Annotated in this window: 18 protein-coding genes; 13 read left to right on the top strand and 5 right to left on the bottom strand. The window is 52.0% G+C overall.

Annotated elements, in window-relative coordinates; all coding sequences use genetic code 11:
- The first annotated feature begins 215 nt into the window (after window positions 1-215).
- From GK091_RS29430 to GK091_RS14350, 3 genes are all read left to right on the top strand, one after another.
- Complete coding sequence (locus tag GK091_RS29430) at window positions 216-521, top strand: hypothetical protein (protein ID WP_212592960.1); 306 nt, start codon at window positions 216-218, stop codon at window positions 519-521.
- A 9-nt stretch (window positions 522-530) separates the two neighbouring features.
- Window positions 531-1,826: a GH35 family beta-galactosidase gene (locus GK091_RS14345; RefSeq protein ID WP_449448589.1), complete on the top strand. Its 1,296-nt coding sequence runs from the start codon at window positions 531-533 to the stop codon at window positions 1,824-1,826.
- A gap of 455 nt (window positions 1,827-2,281) precedes the next feature.
- Window positions 2,282-2,899, top strand: coding sequence for a hypothetical protein (locus tag GK091_RS14350; protein WP_164039364.1), 618 nt, complete (start codon window positions 2,282-2,284; stop codon window positions 2,897-2,899).
- A 69-nt stretch (window positions 2,900-2,968) separates the two neighbouring features.
- On the opposite strand, the gene GK091_RS14355 is transcribed toward GK091_RS14350, so the two are convergent.
- Together GK091_RS14355 and GK091_RS14360 are read right to left on the bottom strand one after the other, a co-directional pair.
- Entirely contained in the window at window positions 2,969-4,705 is a 1,737-nt protein-coding gene (locus tag GK091_RS14355; RefSeq protein ID WP_164039369.1) for a hypothetical protein, read from the bottom strand.
- Between the two features lie 51 nt (window positions 4,706-4,756).
- Complete coding sequence (locus tag GK091_RS14360; protein WP_164039375.1) at window positions 4,757-6,487, bottom strand: hypothetical protein; 1,731 nt, start codon at window positions 6,485-6,487, stop codon at window positions 4,757-4,759.
- Window positions 6,488-6,703: 216 nt separating this feature from the next.
- On the opposite strand from GK091_RS14360, the gene GK091_RS14365 reads away from it, so the two are divergent.
- From GK091_RS14365 to GK091_RS14390, 6 genes are all read left to right on the top strand, one after another.
- On the top strand, window positions 6,704-7,222 hold the full coding sequence (locus tag GK091_RS14365; protein WP_164039378.1) for an RNA polymerase sigma factor: 519 nt from the start codon (window positions 6,704-6,706) through the stop codon (window positions 7,220-7,222).
- On the top strand, window positions 7,206-8,000 hold the full coding sequence (locus GK091_RS14370) for a HEAT repeat domain-containing protein (RefSeq protein WP_164039381.1): 795 nt from the start codon (window positions 7,206-7,208) through the stop codon (window positions 7,998-8,000). Before GK091_RS14365 ends, GK091_RS14370 begins: the two co-directional genes overlap by 17 nt.
- Before the next feature lie 185 nt (window positions 8,001-8,185).
- On the top strand, window positions 8,186-8,968 hold the full coding sequence (locus GK091_RS14375) for a DUF4097 family beta strand repeat-containing protein (RefSeq protein ID WP_164039384.1): 783 nt from the start codon (window positions 8,186-8,188) through the stop codon (window positions 8,966-8,968).
- 24 nt (window positions 8,969-8,992) lie between these two features.
- Window positions 8,993-9,691, top strand: coding sequence for a DUF4097 family beta strand repeat-containing protein (locus tag GK091_RS14380; RefSeq protein WP_164039386.1), 699 nt, complete (start codon window positions 8,993-8,995; stop codon window positions 9,689-9,691).
- 171 nt (window positions 9,692-9,862) lie between these two features.
- Window positions 9,863-12,778, top strand: coding sequence for a T9SS type B sorting domain-containing protein (locus GK091_RS14385; RefSeq protein ID WP_164039389.1), 2,916 nt, complete (start codon window positions 9,863-9,865; stop codon window positions 12,776-12,778).
- Between the two features lie 74 nt (window positions 12,779-12,852).
- A complete protein-coding gene (locus tag GK091_RS14390; RefSeq protein WP_164039391.1) occupies window positions 12,853-13,491 on the top strand; it encodes a YciE/YciF ferroxidase family protein in 639 nt (212 codons plus the stop codon).
- Window positions 13,492-13,552: 61 nt separating this feature from the next.
- Here GK091_RS14390 and GK091_RS14395 read toward each other — a convergent pair whose 3' ends face one another.
- Complete coding sequence (locus GK091_RS14395; protein WP_164039395.1) at window positions 13,553-14,707, bottom strand: epoxide hydrolase family protein; 1,155 nt, start codon at window positions 14,705-14,707, stop codon at window positions 13,553-13,555.
- Between the two features lie 194 nt (window positions 14,708-14,901).
- Between GK091_RS14395 and GK091_RS14400 the strand changes: the two genes are divergently transcribed.
- Window positions 14,902-16,779 carry a M1 family metallopeptidase gene (locus GK091_RS14400; RefSeq protein ID WP_164039398.1) on the top strand — a complete coding sequence of 626 codons (1,878 nt, stop codon included), beginning with the start codon at window positions 14,902-14,904 and terminating at the stop codon, window positions 16,777-16,779.
- A 43-nt stretch (window positions 16,780-16,822) separates the two neighbouring features.
- Here the strand turns inward: GK091_RS14400 and GK091_RS14405 are convergent, their stop codons facing one another.
- The gene (locus GK091_RS14405) at window positions 16,823-17,623 is read right to left on the bottom strand and encodes an arylamine N-acetyltransferase family protein (protein WP_164039402.1); all 801 of its coding nucleotides are present in this window, start codon (window positions 17,621-17,623) and stop codon (window positions 16,823-16,825) included.
- A 208-nt stretch (window positions 17,624-17,831) separates the two neighbouring features.
- Between GK091_RS14405 and GK091_RS14410 the strand changes: the two genes are divergently transcribed.
- From GK091_RS14410 to GK091_RS14420, 3 genes are all read left to right on the top strand, one after another.
- The gene (locus tag GK091_RS14410; RefSeq protein ID WP_164039405.1) at window positions 17,832-19,064 is read left to right on the top strand and encodes a Bcr/CflA family multidrug efflux MFS transporter; all 1,233 of its coding nucleotides are present in this window, start codon (window positions 17,832-17,834) and stop codon (window positions 19,062-19,064) included.
- 23 nt (window positions 19,065-19,087) lie between these two features.
- The gene (locus tag GK091_RS14415; protein ID WP_164039409.1) at window positions 19,088-22,468 is read left to right on the top strand and encodes a DEAD/DEAH box helicase; all 3,381 of its coding nucleotides are present in this window, start codon (window positions 19,088-19,090) and stop codon (window positions 22,466-22,468) included.
- A gap of 119 nt (window positions 22,469-22,587) precedes the next feature.
- Window positions 22,588-22,890 (top strand): hypothetical protein, encoded by a 303-nt coding sequence (locus GK091_RS14420; protein ID WP_164039411.1) that lies wholly within the window; start codon window positions 22,588-22,590, stop codon window positions 22,888-22,890.
- Window positions 22,891-22,920: 30 nt separating this feature from the next.
- Here the strand turns inward: GK091_RS14420 and GK091_RS14425 are convergent, their stop codons facing one another.
- Complete coding sequence (locus GK091_RS14425; RefSeq protein WP_164039415.1) at window positions 22,921-23,535, bottom strand: DUF3137 domain-containing protein; 615 nt, start codon at window positions 23,533-23,535, stop codon at window positions 22,921-22,923.
- Between the last annotated feature and the right edge of the window lie 228 nt (window positions 23,536-23,763).

Below are 23,763 nucleotides of genomic sequence, written 5' to 3' on the forward strand. Positions count from 1 at the left end.
ATTAAATTTTTTTTAGAAAAAATTGTTATGCAACCGATTGCCATGCGACCACCGTACTGAAAACTTTACAATGCATATCCTTACCTTTCGATGTCAATTGAGCCAAGACTGGTACGGCTTTACGGCTGGTAATCGAAGAATCTGGTCCCAAACCAGCGTCGGAATGCTGCACCACCCCAGTACGCACCATACAAAACTTTCATACCAATCCATGTATGCTTAATCGCTACCTTTCGTTCTGTCTACTTATCCTTTCAGTATCGGCTTTTGCCCAGATTCCTCACCTGCGAAAGCAAGGGTCAACCGCTCAGTTAATCGTACAGGGAAGACCCTTTTTGATACTGGGTGGGAAACTGGGCAATTCCAGTGCTTCGGACATGGACTATATGCAGCCCATCTGGCCGAAGTTACAGCAGATGCACGTGAACACTGTGCTGGCTCCCATCTATTGGGAATTGCTGGAACCGCAGGAAGGTACATTCGATTATACGCTGGTCGATGCGCTACTCAAAGATGCCTGAAAGCACCAGATCAAGCTCGTTTTGCTATGGTTTGGTAGCTGGAAAAACAGCATGTCGTGCTACGTACCGGCCTGGGTAAAAACGGACACGAAACGATTCCCCAGGGTGCAAACGAAGGCCGGGAAAGCCGTTGAAATCCTCACGCCCTTTGGCACCAACAGCCTCAATGCCGACGTGAAAGCGTTCAGTGCCCTGATGCGACACATTCGCGAGGTCGACGAGCGGCAGCAAACGGTGATCATGGTTCAGGTTGAAAACGAAATCGGTATGCTGCCCGAAGCCCGCGACCATTCTGCACTGGCAAATGCAGCTTTTGAACAACCCGTCCCTAAATCACTCATCCAGCATTTACAGACCCACAAAGCGTCGCTTGCCCCAGCCATGCGGACGACCTGGCAAGCGAATGGCACCAAAACAAGTGGCAACTGGGAAACGGTATTTGGCAAAAGTCTGGCTACCGACGAGCTGTTCATCGCCTGGTATCTGGCTCAGTACACAGACAAAGTAACCCAGGCGGGCAAGGCGATCTACCCGATTCCCATGTTTGTGAACGCGGCTCTGAATCGTCCGAATGTCAAACCCGGTGATTACCCGAGTGGTGGACCACTGCCGCATATCATCGACATCTGGAAAGCGGGCGCACCCACGCTGGATTTCCTGTCGCCGGACTTTTACAATCCAGATTTCAAGTACTGGAACGATCTGTACACCCGCCCCGACAATCCGCTGTTTATTCCCGAGATTCGTTTTGAACCTTCCGATGCCGCCAAGGTTTTTTACGCCATCGGTCATTACCAGGGCATGGGTTTTTCGCCCTTCTCGATTGAGTCGACGGACAAACCCGCTGACGATCCGATCGCTAAAAGCTATAACGTGCTGGCCCAACTCAGTTCTACCATTCTTGAACATCAGGGAAAAGGGGTGATGAATGGTGTACTTTTCGACAGAAAAGCGACCAGCGACACTGTTCGACTGGGCGGCTATACGTTTATCTGCAAGCATGATTACACCCTGGGCTGGTCGCCGAAAGCGAAGGACGAGGAATGGCCGATGACGGGCGGATTGATCATCCAGACGGGTCCTGATGAGTTTACAATTGCCGGATCAGGCATTGTGATTACCTGTTTCTCCGATCGACCCCAGACCCCGAACGCGGGTATTTTGCAATTGGACGAGGGTACTTACGTGGATGGCAACTGGAAACCGGGTCGTCGGATGAACGGCGATCAGGACCATCAGGGACGACACATTCGCATCCCAGTCGGGGAATGTGGTATCCAGAAATTGACCCTATATCGTTTTTAAATCGCGTAGTTGTTAACAGGAGTTTCGCCGAAGTTTTTCGCCGGTATAATAGATACCTACATTTTTTTTGCTGATCGTAACATAAATTAGAACAACAGTAGCTGTTATTTTTTTGATAACCAATTCCATATTCTGTCATCCCGACGGCAGGAGGTACCTTCAGTGACGCACTAAAAGATGCTCTTCGCCAAAGCTCCCTCCTGCCGTCGGGATGACAGAAAAATACAAGCTAATTGTCCCGATGATTCATTCACAAAACGCAGCCATTTATGATTCACATTATCTTGGAAGTCGTTAGTCAAAACCAGTTTTGGCATTGACAGAAAAAGTAGAATTTGCTTTTCTCGTTTCGAAATTTCGTTCGTGTCTGTCGCACCTAGCTTCTAATCGTTCAGTTTTAGAGACGATAGAAACTAATCAATGCTTATTAATAGCTAATTTTATCAAGCCAACATATGGAACTGGAAGAGATCAATGTGGCACACAACAAGTGGGTAATCGGTTTCCGATTGGAGGGTGCACAGCTGTACAGCGTCTGGGGAGCCGATTCTACCGATAGCGGTAACGATAAATTGTGGATAGACGAGTACCAGAACATTATTACGTTCGGCACCTTCCAACAACCTATTGAAGCGGTCCTGACATCATCACTGCCCTTATTTGACTCAGACAATGTGCATCGTTGGGCTTCACTGATAATGGAGCATGGACATTCTAATAAGCCTACCTCTGTCTATATATATGATATTGACAGAATTTCCAAACAGATAGACCAGATCGATTTCGATAATCTGGAAGCAAACAGTCCCGACTTGATGCATGAGCTTATTACCATCCTCAATCTAGTTGGCGATTATGTTCTCCAAATTGACGATAAGGCTGCTATGAAAACCTGGGGTAATTCCTCTCTGCGCCTGTTTCAAGAGTACATGTATAATGCATATTTCTGGACGATTCCTCCCGAAGAATTAAAACATAAGCAAGCAGAATTACTTCGTAATTATAACGCTTTTGATTGCGAGCAATCACTAACTAAAACCCTGCTTATCTTCAGAGAACGCCTACAAGTCTAGACGTAACAAGTCCTATGTCAAATGCTTTCTGTAAACTGTAAGATCAGCCTTTAGCAACCGACATCCCATCTACAGGCCCAGCTTCAATTGTGCGCCCCGACCCTGCTGCAACTGGTTAGCCGCATTGTAAACGACTCGTCTTGCCTGGACCACGGCACTGGCCGGAATCGATACGGTATGCTTCAACACCACCACATCGAGCGCCGTCGGCAACCGGTTCTGCGACCAGATCGACGCATCAGTCCAGCTACCCGTTTTGACCGTATAGAGTGGCGGTGCATCGGTTGTCAGCGTCACAACCACGGCGGTCATGGGGGCTACCGGAACGCTGAAACCGGTCGCGTTCGTTACGGCAAGCGGCACAGCAGTCCCTTTGGTAAAACTCCCGTCGGTGGCCACCTGCGCATTGGCGTAGTAGGTAGCCGTAGCCACATCGTACATGTTCGTTTGGGGCCGTAGAACCTGGTAACTGGCTGTGTTGATGTTGATACCGGGGACGCTCACACCGGCATTGATCCCGTTGGTGAAGTCTTTGTTGATGATAGTTATCTTCACCGTTTTTCCGTCGTCGCTGGTGGTGGCGTAATAGCTGGCTCTCGGATTGGTGGCGGAGTTCGGCGGGGTAACGGTCAGCATTCGTTGGTTTCGGGCTCCGTCGGTAAAGGCCAGTAAGCCGTAGTAAATGGCGCCGATGGCGTAGACTCCGTTGGCGGTGCTGACCCGGTAAATAGGCGCGTAGCTAGCGCTGTTGCCGCCACTGTGAAAGTTGGCACCCTCCGCCTTATAGTTCGCCAATGTGTACAGGTAGTCGAGCGCCCAGATAGCCGTAGCGAAACTGTTCGACACAGTCGCCACGGTCCCACCGGCAATGGTATTGGTTTCTGACAGACGAAGCGGTGCCGAATAACTGGCTGCCAGCATAGCTAAATAACTAAGATGAGTCTGAAACGTGCTATTTGGCGACAGCGAGCTGAGCAGCGCATCGATCGATTGTTCGGGGGTGCCGGTCAGTTCATCGGCGCGGAACGGGTACGCATGGATATTGAACGAATCAATCGGTCGAAACGGCGACGTTGACGGTACGTTGTTCATCTTCTGCAAATACCCGCCGTTCCAGGTGTTGTATTCGGTCCGTCGGCCAATGTCGCCCCCACTGACAGGAATGGCGGAATTGGCGCTCTTGATGGCATCGAAGACCGGTAAATAATTGGCAACGTAGAGCGTCGGATTGTAAGGGTTTCGATAGTTGTTGACAACATACGCCATGGGTTCATTGCCGATGCTGATGCTTTTTACTAGGCCGCCATAGGTTGAATACACGTAACTGGCCTCCGAAGCCGCTTCGACAACCGCATTACCCGCGTAGTTCGCGCTGTCTTTAGCGAAGTTTATCGTGTAAATGCTTTTCCAGCCATTACCAACAGTCGGCAAGAACCCGAACAGCTTATCAATATCCGACGTAAAGAGTTTATTAACATCGGTGCTACTGCCTCGGGCACTGGCTGTCCAGCTCATCTGGTCGGACGTGTTGCCGCCAACCCGGATGATCGAGCTGGGACTGATGTTCGTCAGTATGTTACGAAATCGAGTCAGCGCGGTTGCCGAAGCCACGTAGAAATTACCCAATGTCGATCCCCCGCCCCCATCCGTCGTCAGGGTTTTCTGTTCCAGACTAAACCCAACAAAATCGTCATTGACCCGGTAACCGACCGTAGCGGCATCAACCTTCACCGACACAGTGATCGATTGCGCCATTCCCTGTAGCCACAACACCGACAACGCGAAACAACTGACTATGAACTTCATACTGGTATTGACGAGGGTAGATACATGAACCGATCCGCAACTGATTCCTGTTTACAGACTTAACTTTAGCTGGGCATTCTGACCGTACTGCAACTTGATACCGGTGGCATAGACGACCCGAAGCCCGTAGACAGTGCTGTTGGCCGGAATCGTTACCGTGTGTTTCAGTTCCAGTACGTCGCTGCTGTTCGGAACGCGGTTTCCCGACCACACGGCAGGGTCTGTCCAGTTGCCGGTCTTGAGCGTGTACATGCGTTGGGAGCTGGTTTCTACCGTCACGACCGTTGCGGTCATGGGGGCCAGCGATACCGCAAAGCCAGCCGAACCGGTGAGCGAAACCGGCGTTGGCGTACCCTTCGTAAACGTGCCATTGGCGGCAACCTGGGCGTTGGCGTAGTAGGTATTCGCTGCGTAATCGTACCGGCTGGTTGTCGGACGGAGGGTCTGCGAACTGGCCTTGCTGATCGTCACGTCCGGAATCGTCACCGTGGTACTGATCGTGTTGGCGACGTCTTTGTTGATCAGCGTAATGTTGAGGGTCTTGCCGTCATCTGAACTGGTGGCAAAATAACTCGCGCGGGGACTGGTGGTTGATCCGGACGGCGTAACCGTGAGCAATCGCTGATTTTTGGCCCCATCGACAAACGCCAGTATTCCGTAATAAATGGGCGCAATTTTGTAGGCAGAAATCGACGCACTTGGTCCCCAGTCGATAGCCGAATACACACTCGAGCCCGACGAATGGAAATTGACCCCGTTCACGCCACTAGCGGCTAGTGTGTACAGGTACTGTAAGGCCCAGAGCGCGCTTACGTAGGTGTGCGATACATTCGTTGTGTCGGCGGTTCCGGTAGCGGCACTGCTCGTTTCCGAAAAGCGCAGGGGCGTATTCTTAGCCTGGGCCAGTTGAGTTACGTAGGGCAACAGGCTGGCTTTGAACGTCAGCGGGGCGTTATTAAAATTCAGGAGCGTATCGGCCGCAGCATCCCGCGACAGCGTATTCGAATTATTGCCCAGTCCATAACTATGCACGTTCAGCGCGGCCAGTGGCCGACTACTACCCGAATTATTGATCGCGTTGGTGTAGACATCGTTCCACCGCTGATTCATGGCTCCGTAATATTTCCGGGCTCCGCAATCGAGCCCGCTGATGGGTATCGCCGGGTTCGCGGCTTTGATCGCGTCGTACATGGGCAGGTAATCCTTAATCATGCAGCTATCCGGCGTATACCCCGTTGACCGAAAAACGCCCGCGTACAGGTAAGGCTCATTGCCCAGACTCAGGCTGTGCAGCTGGGCGCTGTACTTGTTCATGATGTAGGTGGCTTCGGAAACGGCATTGGCGGGCGTGTTGATCGGCAGGTTGATGGTATAAATTCCCTTCCACCCGATCTCCGCCAGAAACGTAAAAAACTTGTCGGTATCGTCCGAATACGTTGCCCGAACGTTGGTGCTGGTACCGCGCGGAGCATTTTGCCAGACCATCCGGTCGTCGGCGGTAAACCCACCCAGCCGAATTACGGAATGGTTACTGATGTTAGCCAGCAGATTTTTGAGCCGGGCATTGCCATTTGTCCCACCCGTCCAGAAGCTCCCCAGCCTTCCCCAATAGCCTGTCGACAGTGTGTATTGCTCCATACTGAAGCCGACAAAATCCTCATTGACCCGGTAGCCCGTGGTTGTCGCATCGACGGTAACGGCCACATTGACAGACTGGGCAACGGCGGTCTGGCTCACGAACAGGCATACAGTCACATACAGCAGGGAAAATCTTACGCTCATGGGAAATACAGCTAACAAGACGATAATCAGTGCGACAATACGTAGATAAGTAGTTATCGAAAAAAGGGACGATGTAACGAAGATAAGCAGGAACGTGTATAAACGTGAACTATCCGCGTATATCTCCTTCACGAACCGATTCTGGCTGCTATATATTTTCAAAAAATGTCGGATGATCTGTAATGTTTTGCCGCCTTTCTCGTCTTTGTCAATGACATGGATTTACAAGCCTTCAAACAACGCATCCTGCCCGTTCAGGGCCGTCTTTTTCGGCTGGCGAGTCTGTTTCTGCGCAATCGCGAAGAAGCCGAAGACGCCATGCAGGATGTGTTGCTAAGGCTCTGGACCAACCGCCAACAGCTGGATGCGTACCATAGTGTGGAAGCGCTGGCTGTTCAGATGACCAAAAATCTGTGTCTGGACCGGTTAAAATCTCCCCTCAGGCAGAAATTATCGGACGACTCCGGTTTACTGACGGTACAGGCCGAAACGGTCTCCCCGTATCGGCAAACCGAGCTAACCGACAGTGCGGTACTAATCAAACGCCTGATGGACGAACTGCCGGAACAGCAGAAATTCATTCTTCATCTGCGCGATGTGGAGGAGTATTCGTTCGAAGAAATCGAACAGGTAACCGGCCTTAGCGTCAATAATATTCGCGTAATTCTGTCGCGGGCACGTCAACGCCTGCGGGACAATTACTTAAAAGTCAACGATTATGAAGCTGGACATTGATGCTTTACTCGAGAAATACTACAAAGGAGAAACGACACTGGCGGAAGAGAAACAGCTGCGTGATTTCTTTCAGCAGGACACCGTACCGGCCCATCTGATGAGCCACGCGGCCCAGTTTCGCTTCTTCACCGAAGCCCGGACGCAGCACCCGTCCATGGCCTTCTCGAACCGTCTGGCGGCAACACTGAGCGCTTCCGAACCAACCGGCCTCCGGAGGCTCACCAGCTGGACCACGCGCATAGCCGCCAGTGTCGCGTTGTTGCTACTGGGCTTTTTGGGCGGACGACTTTACGATCACCGGCAAGCGGGCGGGACCAAAAACCAACCCGTTGCATCGGCAGATGGTGACGTAGCACCCGCCAGCGAAATGAAGAAAGTGCTGGCGTTTGAACGGATGCCGAAAACGTCGGCCAGCGAACGGATTCAGGCAGTGAACCAGAGCTACGAACTGACGCAGGTTGACCGCGCCATTACGCAGTTGCTGATCAATACGCTGAACTTCGACGCCAATGTCAACGTGCGGCTAGCCGCCTGTCAGGCATTAACGCGCTTCGAAAACGAGCCGGAGGTACGGGAAGCGCTGATTCAATCGCTTGCGATTCAGACCGACCCGAATGTTCAGTTGACACTGATCGACGTGCTGGTTTCGATCAAAGAAAAACGCGCTGTAGACGAAATCCAGCGGCTTGTCCAGAATCAGAACGTGCTGGATGTTGTTCGCACCAGAGCTGAAGAAGGCATCAATCGACTCAATAAAACCAGTAATGCGCCGTCCTGAGTAAGTCCACAAACAGGGCGTAGTTGTAACGCGGGTGGAAACCTGCATCTCTTGTCAGCGATCACGAGTTGCCACTGGCTTTGTCCTCCATAGGTGAACCCATATCGAACTATCGTTTAATCAGCTTTCACGGGTTTCTACCCACGTTACAGAAAACTCATTTTTTACTTCGTTCCAATCAGATTATGAAAAAGTTGCTCCTGCTGAGTGCCGGTATTGTTTGGGGTATGACTACTGCCCAGGCTCAGGAATTCAAGACAAAACTGGCCAATGCCAAAGATCGAAAAGTGACCATTGAGATGGCAGCCGCCGATATTAGAATCGAAGGGCACAACAGCGACGAGGTCATCATCCAGGCCACGTCGGGCTTCGAGGCCCCCCCCGAACGCGCCAAAGGGCTGAAGCCTCTCTACAATAACGCAGTCGATAACTCGGGCATCGGCCTGGCCGTAACGACCGAAGGCAACGGACTCAAGATCGAAAAAGCGACCCGCAAATCGGTAAAGTATACGGTTCGATTGCCCCGAAAAGTAGCCATCCTGTTTTCGCAGACGAACTGGCAGGGCGGGTCTGACATCAAGATCAGCAATATGGACGGCGATCTCGAAGTGCGTACGCTCAACGCAGACATCGATCTCACGAACGTAACGGGACCCGTTGTTGCCAACACAACAAGCGGAGAAATAAAAGTGGTTTTTTCGGCTCTCAGCCAGGATAAGCCCACCGCCATATCGACCATCAGTGGACCAATCGATATTACGCTTCCAGCTAGTTCCAAAGCGAACATGCAGCTCCGGTCGATCAGTGGTGAGATGTACACTGATTTTGATCTGGGCATGAAAACGACCAAAGACGGGATGTCGAAAGTAGGCGGTGGTCAGAACATTGAAGGAACCGCGAATGGCGGTGGCGTTGAAATGCAACTCAAAACGATTAACAGCAATATCTATATCCGTAAACAAAAGTGATCAACTCCTACCCTTCTTATCGCCATGAAACTACTCGTGTATCTCTTCCTGACCGGGTTCTTCGTTAGCCCAACCCTTGCCCAGAAAATCATTCAGAAAACGCTGGCGGTCGCACCAAATCAACGGGTAAATCTGAACCTGAAATTCGCCGACAGCATCCAGATACGCTATTGGGACAAATCGGAGATCTCGGTGCGTATAGCCGCCACCGTTAACGGAGGACGTCTGAACGATGCACTGCTGGTTACGACCGGCTCGACCGATCAGGAAGTCAGCGTCAAAACCGATTTCGATAATGACCTACTGAAACAGGGCAAAGCCGAAGACTGTCCCGGCACCCACTCAACCTGGCAAACAGAACGCAACGGCCAGCGTTATTACGTATGCAGCGAGATCAATTACCAGGTTTATCTACCCAAAAAGGCGCAACTGAGCGTTGAATCGATCAACGGTAACATCGACATTCGGGGCGCAACAGCCGCCGTATTTGCCAAAACGATCAGCGGCTTTGTCGATATGACCTGGCCCACCGGGCAAGGCGCTAACCTCTCGGTGAAAACGATAACGGGCGAAGTCTACTCGGACCTGGCTATCGACTTCAAGAACAAGAAGGAAAAGCACCCCATTGTCGGTTACCTGCTGGAAGGAACGACGAACGGCGGAGGCCCCAGTGTCCATCTGGAATCCATCAGCAACAATATTTTCTTACGCAAGAACGAGTGACCAGCCTTGATTAAAACGGGTGACCGGGAACTGCCGATCACCCGTTTATCGGCATCGGTCAGGCCGGTAGATAGAATCTTTACGTACCCTGCCGGTCCCGGCAATTTCGCGGCAAAAAAATAGATATATGTTTTCTGGTTCAATGCGTTGTAAAGGAAATGCAATAACTCTATGCGTCTCGTCTACATCATTGGACTACTTGCTCTTTGCCTGGGCGCACTGCTTAAGCCAACGGTCAGCCAGGCTACACACGTACGGGCCGGTGAAATCACAACCCGACGGCTTCCCGGCTCCTCGTTGACCTATCTCATTACGCTCACGGCGTATTACGACGAAAGCCCCAAAGGAAGGGATGCGTCCCTATCGGCCCGCGACAATCCGATTTGCTTTGGCGATGGCACGAGTGAAGTGGTGCTCAGGTCTGGCCGAACGTTTATCAACGGAAACACGTCTTCGGTCAATTCCTATACAGTCATTCACACCTACGCGGGACCGGGTGCTTATGTCATTGGTGCGCAGATCGTCAATCGCAACGAAGGAACGCTCAATCTGCCCCCTGCCGCTGATTCGGATGACATTTCCTTTTACGTCTCAACGACCATTCTGATCAATGCGGCTTTGCAGGTGAACTCAACGCCGGTTATGCTCAATCCCCCACTGGATTCAGCCCGCGTTGGGCAGAAGTTTTGCCATAATCCAGCCGCGTTCGATGTGGATGGCGACAGTCTGGCTTATCGATTATACCAACCTCAGCAAGGCTTTATCAACAGTTGTCGCAGCCGGATCATTCCGGCTTATCTCGATCCTACCCAGTTTAGTAGCGCGCGGGAAGACGGCGGCACCCCGGACACGTTCACGATCGACCCCGTAACGGGCGATCTGTGCTGGGATGCGCCGGGGCAGGCCGGTCAGTTCAACTTTGCCTTTATCATTGAGGAATGGCGAAACGGGGTACTCATCGGGGAAATCATCCGCGACATGCAGCTTACCGTTGTCGATCAACCCAACAAACGACCACTCATTGCCGGGGCCGAAATCTGCGTCGAAGCGGGCACCCTGATTCAGCAGGCGATCACGGCTACCGACCCCGATGGACAACGGGTCATTATCCGGGGCTACGGCGGGCCGTTTAACATTAATAGCGATGGGCTTCCGCTACCCGCCGATCTTCGCATTCCACCCGAGTACGCCAGACTCATTAATGGAGGTGTTTCCCTGGCTCAGCCAGCGACGGTTACCTTCTCCTGGCAAACCAACTGCAATCAGGCCCGTGAGGAACCGTATGACATTACGCTCAAGGTGAACGATGTGCCGCCGGGCCGGGGCACAGTTTCGCTCGTGTCGTTTGCCACATTACGCATCCGGCTCTATGCGCCATCCGTAAAAAATCTGACCGCCCGACCAACGGCTACTGTTGCCGGGCGAGCCATTCAACTCAACTGGACGGCCTACAGCTGCGGACGAATTGTGAATACGGGAGCGGGGCTTGACACGACTAAACTCATTGTTTACCGGAAGGAAGGGTGCACTACTGTTGACATTCAGCCATGCGTTACGGGCCTTGACCCAAGTTTTGGCTATCAGCAAATTGCCAGCATTCCCTACACGGCCACCAGTTACGTGGATACAAGCGCGCTCCGACGGGGTGTCAGCTATTCGTATCGGATCGTGGCCCGTAATCCCGGCATCGGCAACAACGGAGGACTCAGCGTTGCTTCCACCGAAGCCTGTCTCGAACTACCGCTGCTGGCTCCGGTGATGACCCAGGTTACCGTCGATAGCACGGATACGCAGCGGGGTCGGATCACCGTTCGCTGGACCCGGCCAATCGGGCTTACACCCGGTGATCTGGGGGCTCCGTACCAATACCGGCTCCAGCGGGCAACGGGGCTGGCAGGTACTGACTTTGTGAACATTGCTACGATCAATACAACACTACAGGCCGGGGTGGCCGACACGGTCTATATCGACCGAGGCAGTTCCGTGAGTGCGTTGAATACGACGGCCAATGCGTATCGGTATCGGGTGGAGTTTTATTATACCGGCACCAACGGTCAATTTACCCGATTGGATGTGACCGACCCGGCTTCCAGCGTTCGACTGGCGGCTACCCCCAGCCAGCGACAGGTTGCGTTGAGCTGGCAGGCAAACACGCCCTGGAGTAACGATAACCGAACGCATGACATCTACCGAAGCCGATCAGGGCCCACTGGCCCGTTCAACAAAATTGCCGAGGTACGGGTGCAGGGGCCGCAGACGTATGTGTTCACCGATACGGGTAATGACACCTTTCTGGCCGATGGCAACACGAGCCGTATCCTTACCGCCGACAGCAGCTACTGTTACCGGGTGATGACCCGTGGCCAATATGCCGATCCGAAACTGGCGGGTCTGGCTCCGATCGAAAATTACAGTCAGGTTCTGTGCGCAACACCCAGCGACACGACTAAGCCGTGCGCTCCCCAGCTAAGGCTGGACAGTCTGAACTGCGCGAACCTGAGCAGTGAGAGCCTATGTGGTCAGGTCAGTTTTACCAACAAACTGCGCTGGACGCTGACCACTGGCCCAACCTGCGATCCGAACGTGGTCGGCTATAAACTGTACTACGGGCGCTACAGCCAGGATACGCCCGCCGTACTGGCCAGCATTCCGGCACCAACGACCACCTTCGACCATACGAATCTGACGACAGTAGCGGGTTGCTATTACGTGACGGCGGTGAGTCGATCGGGGGTGGAAAGCCTGCCTTCGAACCGGGTCTGCAATGATGCCTGTCCGGCCTTTGTGCTGCCCAACGTATTCACGCCCAACGGCGATGGAAAGAACGATCTGTTCGTTCCTTTGGCGTGTCCCCGCTTTGTGGAAAGCGTTGCGCTGATCGTCTTCAATCGCTATGGCAGCAAGGTGTATGAAGGAACCAGTCCAACGCTGGCCTGGAATGGAAAGACGACCAATGGGGCCGATTTACCCACGGGGTTGTACTATTATCAGGTGAGCGTCCGGTACGCGGTGCTGGATCGGGATGCGGCCCCGCAAGTGCTCAAAGGCTGGGTGCAGATTCTGCGCGAGGGTGTGAGTATGCGCTAGCTAAATGGGCGCGAACAATTCGGAATAGGTATGGTTTATCCTACAGTTATTCATTTTCAACTTAGTAAAAGGTCATGGCATCGTTGGCAGATAGAATAGGAAGTTTTTTCAGCGGCAATGACTCGTCGGCCGACGAAGGGTTACGCGATCTGTTCATCAGCGAATTAAAGCGAGTCTATCACGTAGAAAAGCGGGCAGTCAACGCATTGGTCGATCAGGCGGATGCCAGCACAACCAATGAAGTGCAAGCTGCCTTTTTGCAACATGAGGACGAGAGCCGCATTCAGGTTGAACGGCTGGAAGAAATTTTCAGAATAATCGGTATACAGACCGAAGAACATGCGTCTGGGGCTATCGACGGGCTGATCAGTGATGCTAAAGCTGTGATTTCGGAAACAGAAGCGGGTTCACTGACGCGGGACGCGGCCCTGATTATTGCGGCCCAGAAGATAGAGCACTACGAAATTGCTATTTATGGTTCGCTCCTCACGCTGGCGAACGTGCTGGATTTTACCCAGTCGGCAGAGTTGCTCGCGCAGACGCTGGAGGAGGAAAAAGCAACGGATCATAAATTGACCGTGCTGGCTCAGTCTTTCGTGAACTCGCGCGCCAAAGAGGAAGAAGATCAACATCCGGGAAGCCATCACGCGAGTCGCCAGCCCCTGCATGGGTCTGATGCCGACGTGACGCTGGGTGGTCCGCTGGGTATTTAGTGTGTCGAATTGAGTAAAAGGTCCGGGAAAGACGTTCTTTTCCGGACCTTTTGCGTTTATCCTATCGTCCATTTCGCAGTGGCCGGAAAAATTCCCGAATATCGTTGGCTAACCGTTCGGGTTCTTCGAGGGCAGCAAAGTGGCCCCCCTCAGGCATCTGTGTCCAGCGCTGCACGTTGAAAAACCGATCGGCAAATGCTCTGGGTGGCGGAATCAGGTCTTTGGGGAATAGCGCTACCCCAGTTGGCACTTCGGTCTTTTTGGACGCGGTATCGGGTGGTTGTTGCTGAGACTCGTAGTAGAGCCGTATCGACGAATTGATGGTTTCAGTGACCCAATAAATGGTTGCATTCGTCAGCAGTTCATCTTTCGTAAACCGGCGTTCTACGTCGCCGTCCGAATCACTCCACCGTTGAAACTTTTCGACAAGCCACGACAGCAAGCCAGCAGGTGAATCATTGAGTCCGTAGGCCAGCGTTTGCGGCTTCGTCGATTGAATCAGTGCATAGGCTCCTTCGCGCATTTGCCAGGTCTGCCCGGCTTTCAGGTAGTCCTGTTCGTCGGGCGTCAATTCGTCGGGGTTTACGGTGAACAGATGGTGGTACGGAATATCCGTCAGGTGAATGCCGATCATGGCTTCGGGATACCCGAAGGCTAGTTGCTCGGTTATGCTGCTTCCCCAATCGCCACCGTGTGCTCCAAAGCGCTTGTAATTCAACCGATCGGTCATCAGGTGCGCAAACACGTCGGCAGCCCGACCCGCCGTAAACCCTTTCTCATGTGGCCGCTCCGAAAACCCGTAACCAGGAATGGAAGGAACGATCACATCGAACGAATCCTCGGCCCGTCCACCGTATTTTTCCGGGTCGGTCAATAGCGGAATGAGCTTATACATGCGAAAAAACGAATCCGGCCAGCCGTGGGACAGCACGATTGGCATCGGATCTGGCCCCTTCCCCCGTTCATGGATAAAGTGAATGCCAAGCCCATCGATGGTTGTCTTGAACTGAGGGAACTGATTCAGACGGGTTTCCTGCTTCCGCCAGTCGAATACATCGTGCCAGTATCGCAGCAGTTCCTGAAGATAAGCCCGATTCGTCCCATAGTCCCAGCCGGCACCGTCAATTTCGTCGGGCCATCGGGTGCGGATCAGGCGTTCACGCAGATCGTCCAGCGTTGTCTGCGGAATAGCAATCGTGAAAGGCTGAATTTCCATATATCAAGCAGTTGTATTTTATTGTAAACCTGCTCATCTGGCGATTGTTACCGGCGATTAGCCTCTTCGCTTTTACGGAACTTTGATCGTCGTTCACTTACCGCTTATGTAATGCTTCTGCATCCAGTTCTTTGTTTTTAATACTTTAGCCTGCTCAACCAACCTTGTCGGACCCCGATTCCGAAACACACTCAATGAAGAAGTTCGCTTTTATTTATTGCCTTACGCTGTACGTGGTGGGTAGCGCACACGCCCAGAGCCTATACATGCCGCGCAACGTAAAGCAGGCGTACCAGAAAGGCACCCGGTCGCCGGACGGAAAACCCGGCAAAAACTACTGGCAAAATTCAGCGCGATACGATATCGCCATTACGGCCACCCCGCCCAACCGAACGATTCAGGGCACCGAAACCATTACGTACCTCAACAACAGTCCGGATACGCTGAAAATCCTGATTTTCAAGCTATTTCTGAACAGTCATAAGCCGGGAGCGGTTCGTCAGTCTGCCGTGTCTACGGAGTACATGACATCGGGTATTCACATCGATAAATTTGCCGAAAACAACACGACAAAAATCTGGGAGGAGGCTGCCACAGCCACGACGAAGCGGGTTGCGCTGACCAAACCGCTACTCCCCCGCGACTCGGTCAAACTGTCGATCGACTGGCACTACGATATTTCCGCTGAGAGCAACCGCGAAGGGGCACTCGATTCGACTACGTTCTTCCTGGCTTATTTCTATCCCCGCGTAGCCGTGTATGACGATTATTATGGCTGGGACCGCACCGAGTTTACCGAAGCGCAGGAGTTTTACAGCGACTTCAACGAGTACACCTTCACGGTGAATGTTCCCAAAAACTACCTGGTCTGGGCCACCGGCGACCTGCTCAATGCCAACGAGGTGTTACAGCCTACCTACGCCAAACGCCTGAGCGAATCAATGCAGACGGATTCTGTAATTCATGTGGCCACACTCGCCGACGTAACGTCGGGCAACGTTACTAAATCGCAGCCTGTGAATTCGTGGAAATGGAAAGCGAATTACGTACCCGACATTGCGCTGTGCATCAGCAACCATTACGTCTGGGACGCGTCGAGTGTGGTTGTTGATAAGAAAACCAACCGTCGATCGAGCGTACAGGTGGCTTTTCTGGATGATGCAAAAGACTTTCACCAGATGGTAGGTTTCGGGCGGCACTCCCTCGACTGGTTCTCCAATAACTGGCCCGGTATACCCTACCCGTATCCGAAAACGACGATCGTTCAGGGCTTTGCCGACATGGAATATCCGATGATGGTGAACGATGCCACCACGCCGGACCCTAGGTTCTCGCGGTTTGTGGCCGAACACGAGATCGCGCATACCTGGTTTCCCTTCTACATGGGCATCAACGAAACCCGCTACGGATTCATGGACGAGGGCTGGGTGACGGCCCTGGAATACCTGATCAGCCAGGCCGATCTGGGCACGGAACAGGCAACGAAAAATTTCCAGCAGTTTCGGGTGGCTTACTGGAGCAAAGATCCGTCCGCCGAGCAGGATCTGCCAATCATCACCCCGGCCAATGTGCTGAGTGGTGCGGCACTGGGAAACAATGAATACGGCAAAGCAGCTATCGGGTATCTGGCGCTCAAAGAATTACTGGGCGATGCCGTGTTTAAAAAGTCGATGCACGAGTTCATGAATCGCTGGCACGGCAAACACCCTACCCCGTGGGATATGTTCTACAGCTTTAACAATGCCTCCGGGCAAGATCTGAACTGGTTCTGGACTAACTGGTTTTTCAGCAACAACTACATCGATTTCGGCATCCGGAACGTTGCTCCATCCTCGACAAAATGCGCGGTTACGCTGGACAATATTGGTGGTTACGTAGCCCCGGTCGATCTTGTCGTCACGTTCACGGATGGCACCAAAGAGACATTCCACCAGACGCCCAATCTCTGGAAAGCAAACCAGAAACAAGCAACGGTCAACCTGCCGGTGAGCAAAAAGATTCAGTCGATCAACCTGGAAGGCGGCATTTTTATGGATGCGGACGCGACCAATGACAGCTGGAAAGCGAAGTAAGCGGTTGTATCTGTAGTATCTTCACCGGAAATCGCGAGTTGGTTCAGGTAACGGATTGAACTAACTCGCGATTTCCGGTAAAGGCTTTTACATCAATCCCGAAGTAGTCGAGTAATAACCGTTCGAAATCATTCTGATCAACGACAGGCTGTTCGACCACCCGATCCGGCATCGTGATCTTCAACGTACGGTCGGTCAGCGTGATTCGCCCGGTGGGGATTACGATCGTACAAAGTTTATTTTGGGTAAAATAGGAGTCCGGCGAGGTTTGATGAAACCAGCACATAGCCGAAAAGTCGGTCAGTTCCCGCGCCGTTTCCGTAAAGCGATAAGCCGGTATCCAGTCTCCGGCTTCGTCCTGCTGCTCAACACATAAATAATCCGCATCGTATCTCGACAGCTGATACCGCCCGGTCCGGTCCTCATGGGTTTGATTCAGCGTCAACGGCATTGGATGCAGGGGAAACCGTCGGCCAAACCCCACATCAACCAGCCAATCGCTCCCATCGATATGGACAATGTTGGCCAGGTGATCGAACTCATCATTATAACCGTTCCCCGGATCATACACCCGTCCTGATATGCGCTTCACCTGAAAGCCAATAGCCCGGAGTAATTCGTAAAAGAGGCCGTTCAGTTCGTAGCAGAATCCGCCCCGCCGTTGTGTAACGATCTTGTCAAACAACGCATCCGGCTCAAGCACGATCGCTTGTCCGTACTGAGTATTCAGGTTCTCAAGTGGTACGGCCAATAGATGCTGGTAATGAAGCGCTTGCAGTGTTGCCAGCGTCGTTTCCAACTCGCCGGTATACCGAATCCGGTTCAGATAAGCTTTAATATCCATGCTAGTGGTCTGAAATAACGGACCAAAAGTAAGTCAAATTCTGAACAGCAACCGGTCTATCTGTCTTGAATTGAATAGAACTACCGGCAGATTGCCCTTTCGTGGGACTGAGTTGGACTTACCTAACTTTTGTCCTATAAATCGGCGGATATTGGAACAATAAAGTACTATTGAACGTCTCTAAAGCAGAGACTTTTATTTTGAGTTTATGACTCGCCGACAGTATTTTACCATCATTCTGATTTTAGGGACGCTCACGACGATCAGTCCTTTTTCGATCGACATGTATTTGCCGGGCTTTCCGGCCATTGCCAACGATCTGCATACGTCCATCTCTCAGGTTCAGTTATCGTTGACCGCGTACCTCATCGGCATTGCGTTCGGGCAGCTCATTTATGGTCCATTGCTGGATCGGTTTGGCCGAAAGCTGCCCCTATACGGCGGTTTGGCTATTTATCTGCTGGCTTCGGTGGGGTGTGCGCTGACCAATTCCATTGAAACGCTGATTCTGATGCGGCTTCTACAAGCCCTGGGCGGATGCGTCGGGCTGGTAGCGGCTCAGGCGCTGGTTCGCGATCTGTTTCCCGTAACCGAAATTGCGCAGGTTCTCTCCTTGCTTACGCTCGTGGTGGCGGTTTCGCCCATGATTGCGCCCACCGTGGGTGGTTACGCAACCGTTGCGTTAGGCTGGCATTCTATTTTTCTGATTCTGGCCGGCATTACTGCTCTGATCATAGTCGGCATTTATTACGCGCTGCCCGACGGAAAGGCACCGGACCCCGCTCTGTCGCTTCGTCCAAGAGCGGTTTTAGGTAATTTTTTCACGGTGCTGAAACAACCTCAGTTTCTGACGTATGCTCTCGTTAGCGGCATCGCTACGGCGGCCCCCTTTGCGTATATTTCCGGCTCGCCTGATGTGTTTATGAACCTTTACAAAGTGACGGAACAGCAGTACGGGTGGATCTTCTCCTTTCTGGCCATTGCCATCATCGCGCCAACACAGCTGAATCGTATTTTGCTGAAACGGTTTGCCAGCGAACAGATCATCTACACGACCCTGGTCTACCAGACGGTTGTGGGTCTGCTCCTGGTTTTCGGCACCTGGGCGGGCTGGTTCGGACTGCATGGTCTGATCGGGATGCTCTTTCTGTATCTTTGCGGGCAGGGCCTGACCGGACCCAACGCAACGGCGTTATCGCTCGCTCCTTTTTCGCGCCATGCGGGGAGTGCAGCGGCCTTGATGGGTAGCTTTCGGATGGGTTGTGGCGCACTCGTTTCCGGTGCGGTCAGCGTGCTCCACAACCACACGGCCATGCCGATGGTCAGCGTCATGACGGTCTGCTCGATCAGTGGCTTGTTGATTTTAGTGGCCGGACAGCGCGTAATCTATCACAAACGTGACCATGCGGATGTAAATTCGGCCTCAGAAGTAGCTTTGTAGTTCGCTGTTTTCAGAACCAACCGATGCCCGCCGATTGTAGTAATAACGATAAAATAGCCAGTCCGTACGACTATGAGCTGGAAGGCGTCACGATTGCTACGCTGTCGGATAGTGTGTTACGGCAACATAGTTCGGGGGGGGTGTCACCAATGGACGGGTATCCCGACGTTCAACCGCTGGTCATCGAGCTAAATCTGGCTTCGTTCGCCACCACTTCCCGCGTTGCTTACTTCCCCACCGTTGTTGTGCAGCAAACAGCGCATTCGCTGCGGGTATCCTGTGCCTGTAATGCGCCCAAAGACAGCTTGTGCGATCATCAGGTCCATATGCTGTCGAGCATAACCAGACGCCGGGAACTTCGTCTGTTTTTTGATTCGGATCAGCGTCTTGACGCCATCAAGCAAGTCGCGAAAGATTACGGGCTGGAACATGAGCGATCGTTAGACGACTGTTTTCGGCTGTCGTATGAAAATAAAACAACGGTTATCCGGCCAGCCCGTACCGATCTGATTTCCGTTACGTCGGCAGACCGCGCCCACTTGGAATCCCTGCTGCTACCGAGAGCAAAACACCCGCTCCCGGTAACTGAGGAGCCCACTTCGTCGCGCAAAAGAATTATCGTTTTTACCAAGCATCGCTACTACGATCATTTTTGTCTGGAACTGTTTGAAGCCGCGACGGCCCGAGATGGGAAGCCCAAAAACCCGTTAACGGTCCTTTCGCCACTGGATTTGATTCCCAGGTTGGACAAGCTGAACGAGTTGAAGTTCTATTCGGCTGTGGCTAAATTCCAGAATCACCACCGTACTAAACACGAAACGACGGACCTGGACGGGCTGCGGTTAATTGCCGAAAATCCGGCCCGGCTATCCGTTTTTTATCACACCAGCAGCGTTTCCGAAAACATCACGGCGCATTCGCTGGTGCCGGTTCAGCTAAAACTCCTGAAAGCTTCGCTTAGTCTGCTGGTGCGCCGAATCGACAGTTTCTACGAGATACACGGCTCGCTCACCATCGACGGCATTTCGTATGGCTTGAATAAAGTAGCGCTTAAATACGACTACTTCATTCAGCTTCATGATACGGTGTACCTGGTCGATAACCCCGACCATCTGCGCGTCATTCAATTCTTCAACAAGGACAACCGAATAACGATTCATGAGTCGAAGTACAACGAATTTCGACAAACAATCCTGGCTAAGCTGGACGATCAGATTCAGGTCAACTACGCGTACCTGCAACCGGCCACTCAGCAGCAACTGGCCGAGAATGGGTTCAGTCAGGAGCGGGAACGGATCATGTATCTGGCCGATTCGGAGCACTATGTACTGATTACGCTCGTGATGAAATACGGAACCGTGGAAGTGCCGATCCTGTCTAAGCGGCTGATTTATTCGGTTGATAGTCAAGGGAAACCCTTCATGGTAGCGCGGGACGAAGAAGCCGAAGTTCAGTTTCTGATGGCGTTACTCAGCCAGCACCCTGACTTTCATGACCAGCTTGGCCAGAGTCAGTTCTATCTCCATAAAAAGCATTTTCTGAACGACGACTGGTTTCTGGATGCGTTTGACTTCTGGCAAAGCCAGGACATTCGGATTCTGGGCTTCAATACGTTAAAGAACAACAAACTCAACCCGCACAAAGCGAAGGTTTCCGTTGTAGTCAGCAGTGGTCTGAATTGGTTCGATACGACGCTGGGCCTGTCGTACGGCAAACAGCACATTAGCCTGAAACACCTGCACAAAGCCATTAAAAACAACACCCGGTTCGTTACACTCGACGATGGAACGCAGGGTGTGCTGCCCACCGAATGGCTGGAGCGTTTTGCGGCCTATTTTCAAACGGGCGATGTAGTTGACGATCGTATCCGAACCCCGAAAGTCAACTTTTCGAGCATCCGTGACCTGTACGACGAGGATCAGCTAACGCCTGAGGTTTCGAATCAACTGGCTACATTCACTACCAAACTCGCCAATTTTCAGTCCATCCAGCCCGTGGCGGTGCCCAGTGGCCTCCGCGCCGTACTGCGCGACTACCAGCAGGAAGGTTTAAACTGGCTGAACTTTCTGGACGATATGGGCTTCGGCGGGTGTCTGGCCGACGACATGGGCTTGGGAAAAACACTCCAGATCATTGCGTTTATCCTATCGCAGCGCACAAAGGTCGGCCCGAACACGAACCTGATCGTTGTACCTACATCGCTACTGTTCAACTGGCAGTCCGAAGTGGCGAAGTTTGCACCAAGCCTTACCATCCACACGTTTTATGGTACGAACCGTACCCTCCGAAAAGCCGAATTTGAACAATACGATATTATTCTGACGTCCTATGGCACGCTCCTGTCCGACGTTCGTTTTTTGACGGATTATCCGTTCAACTATATTTTTCTGGATGAATCGCAGGCTATAAAAAATCCGGAATCGCAACGGTATCAGGCGGTTCGGCGCTTACAGTCACGCAACAAAATTGTGCTAACGGGGACGCCCATCGAAAACCATACGTTCGATCTGTACGGGCAGCTTTCCTTCGCCTGTCCGGGATTGCTGGGCAGTTATAACCACTTTAAAAGTCATTACTCGACCCCAATCGACAAATTCAATGACCGGCAGCGTGCCCGTGAACTTCAGCAGAAAATCAGCCCGTTCATTTTGCGCCGGACCAAAGCGCAGGTAGCAACCGAGCTTCCCGACAAAACGGAGATGATCATCCACTGCGAAATGGGTCCCGAACAACGAAAGGTGTACGATGCCTACGAGTGGGAGTTTCGCAATTACCTGCTGACCACAAAAGAAGGTGACATTGCCCGAGAGCGCTTGCACGTGTTGCAGGGACTGACAAAACTGCGTCAGATTTGCAACTCCCCGGCCCTGCTCAATGACGAGGAATTTTACGGCAATTCGTCGGCCAAAATTGACGCACTACTCGAACAGATTGAGACCAAGTCTCCCCACCATAAGATCCTGGTTTTCTCGCAGTTCGTTACCATGCTCGACCTGGTCCGGACGGAGCTGGCAGCCAGAAACATTGCGTTCGAATACCTCACCGGTCAAACCAGCAACCGGGCTGACAGCGTGAATCGGTTTCAGTCGGACGCCGATGTTCGTGTGTTTTTGATCAGCCTGAAAGCGGGTGGCACCGGACTCAATTTAACGCAGGCCGATTACGTTTATATCGTCGATCCGTGGTGGAATCCAGCGGTCGAAAATCAGGCCATCGATCGCAGTTACCGCATTGGCCAAACAAAAAACGTAGTGGCTGTACGGCTAATCTGCCCCAACACGATCGAGGAAAAGATGCTGGACCTTCAGAAAACTAAAACAGAACTCGCCGAAGATCTGATCAAAACGGACGCATCTGTCCTACATTCGCTAACTCGGTCTGACTTATTGTCGCTATTGAACTAAGCTACATCAGTCAATTCTCCATAAAGTAGGTTGTTTAGTAAAAATAATAAAATATTTAATAACCTTATGTTACTATTTATTAGTTATATTTACTTTAGCAAATAAATACGATATAGACCATGACTCACTTAACTCGTACCCTCACCGCTGTCACAAAATTGGCCTTCGTTGCCGATGCGTATCCATATAAAAACGACGACACCATCGTGGTCGTTTTAAAGCCAGCGTTACGGGACAACCTGCCTTTGAATCGGTCCCTGTTGACGTTCGAAGCCGCGGATTTCACCGTAGCTGCCGTTGTGGAAGCCTACGAGCGGGAGATCGTTCGTTTTCTGGCCGACACTCTGCGTACGGCCGAACAGCTCCTTGCCAGTTCGACATCGGCCAGAATTATACCCATAGCTCCGTTTTGCCTGAACTAGACGGGTGGGTTATAGCGCTCGGTACAACAATTAGTTCAGTGCTACATTCGGATCGTTTTCGTACGCAGACCCGATGCGGCAGAGGTGGTTTAGGGTTTCGGCGAAGAGTTCGTACAGTTGTTTCAACCGCTCAATGTCTTTAATTACGCCAACCACCTTAAACGTCAACTGATCGACGTCTTCGGGAAAATGGGTTGATAGCCAGCCATCATCATCTCGTACTTCCAGGCTAATATCGGTCTGTGTGTCAATTAATTGCCGTATCCGGGTATTATCGAACAGGCGACGTAGTTTGTCGTCATCATTTCCCTGAATAATAAATTGCTCGTCAAAGTCGGAATAACCAATTTCCACATCCTGCATCCCCAGCTTCTTACCCAACTCACTAAAAAATCCTTTTCGGTATATCTTGAATCGAAAACCGTCCTTGTTCACATACGGGGCTCTCATTTGAGTGTAGGTGATATACACCTTTCCGGTTGATACGACGTAGGTGTCGAGCGTGATCGTCCACTCGTTTACGGTTGCCTGTACCTTACTACCTCTCCAAAAGTTACCATCAACAAAATCAGCCTTAATTTCCCGGGCTAGCTCTCGCCAGACATCATCTTTATAAGGGCCAAATAGTTCTTTCAGTGCGTTCATAAGGGCATGCGGGTTAAGTTGTTTGTAGACCCGTAAGTTAGGCGAATCGTTGACACGGCTGACAGAACATATTTTTGTGGTGCTATTGGTGGATGAATGGATTTACCACGTTGATCAACAGGCACTATCCGTACCGGGCAACCTTCATGAATACGTCACGGATCAACGATAAACAGCCGTAGCAGGGGACATCTGCTACGGCTGTTTACACCGGATTGGAGCAAATTC

It is taken from the genome of Spirosoma agri (genome assembly GCF_010747415.1).
GTDB classification, from domain to species: Bacteria; Bacteroidota; Bacteroidia; order Cytophagales; family Spirosomataceae; genus Spirosoma; species Spirosoma agri.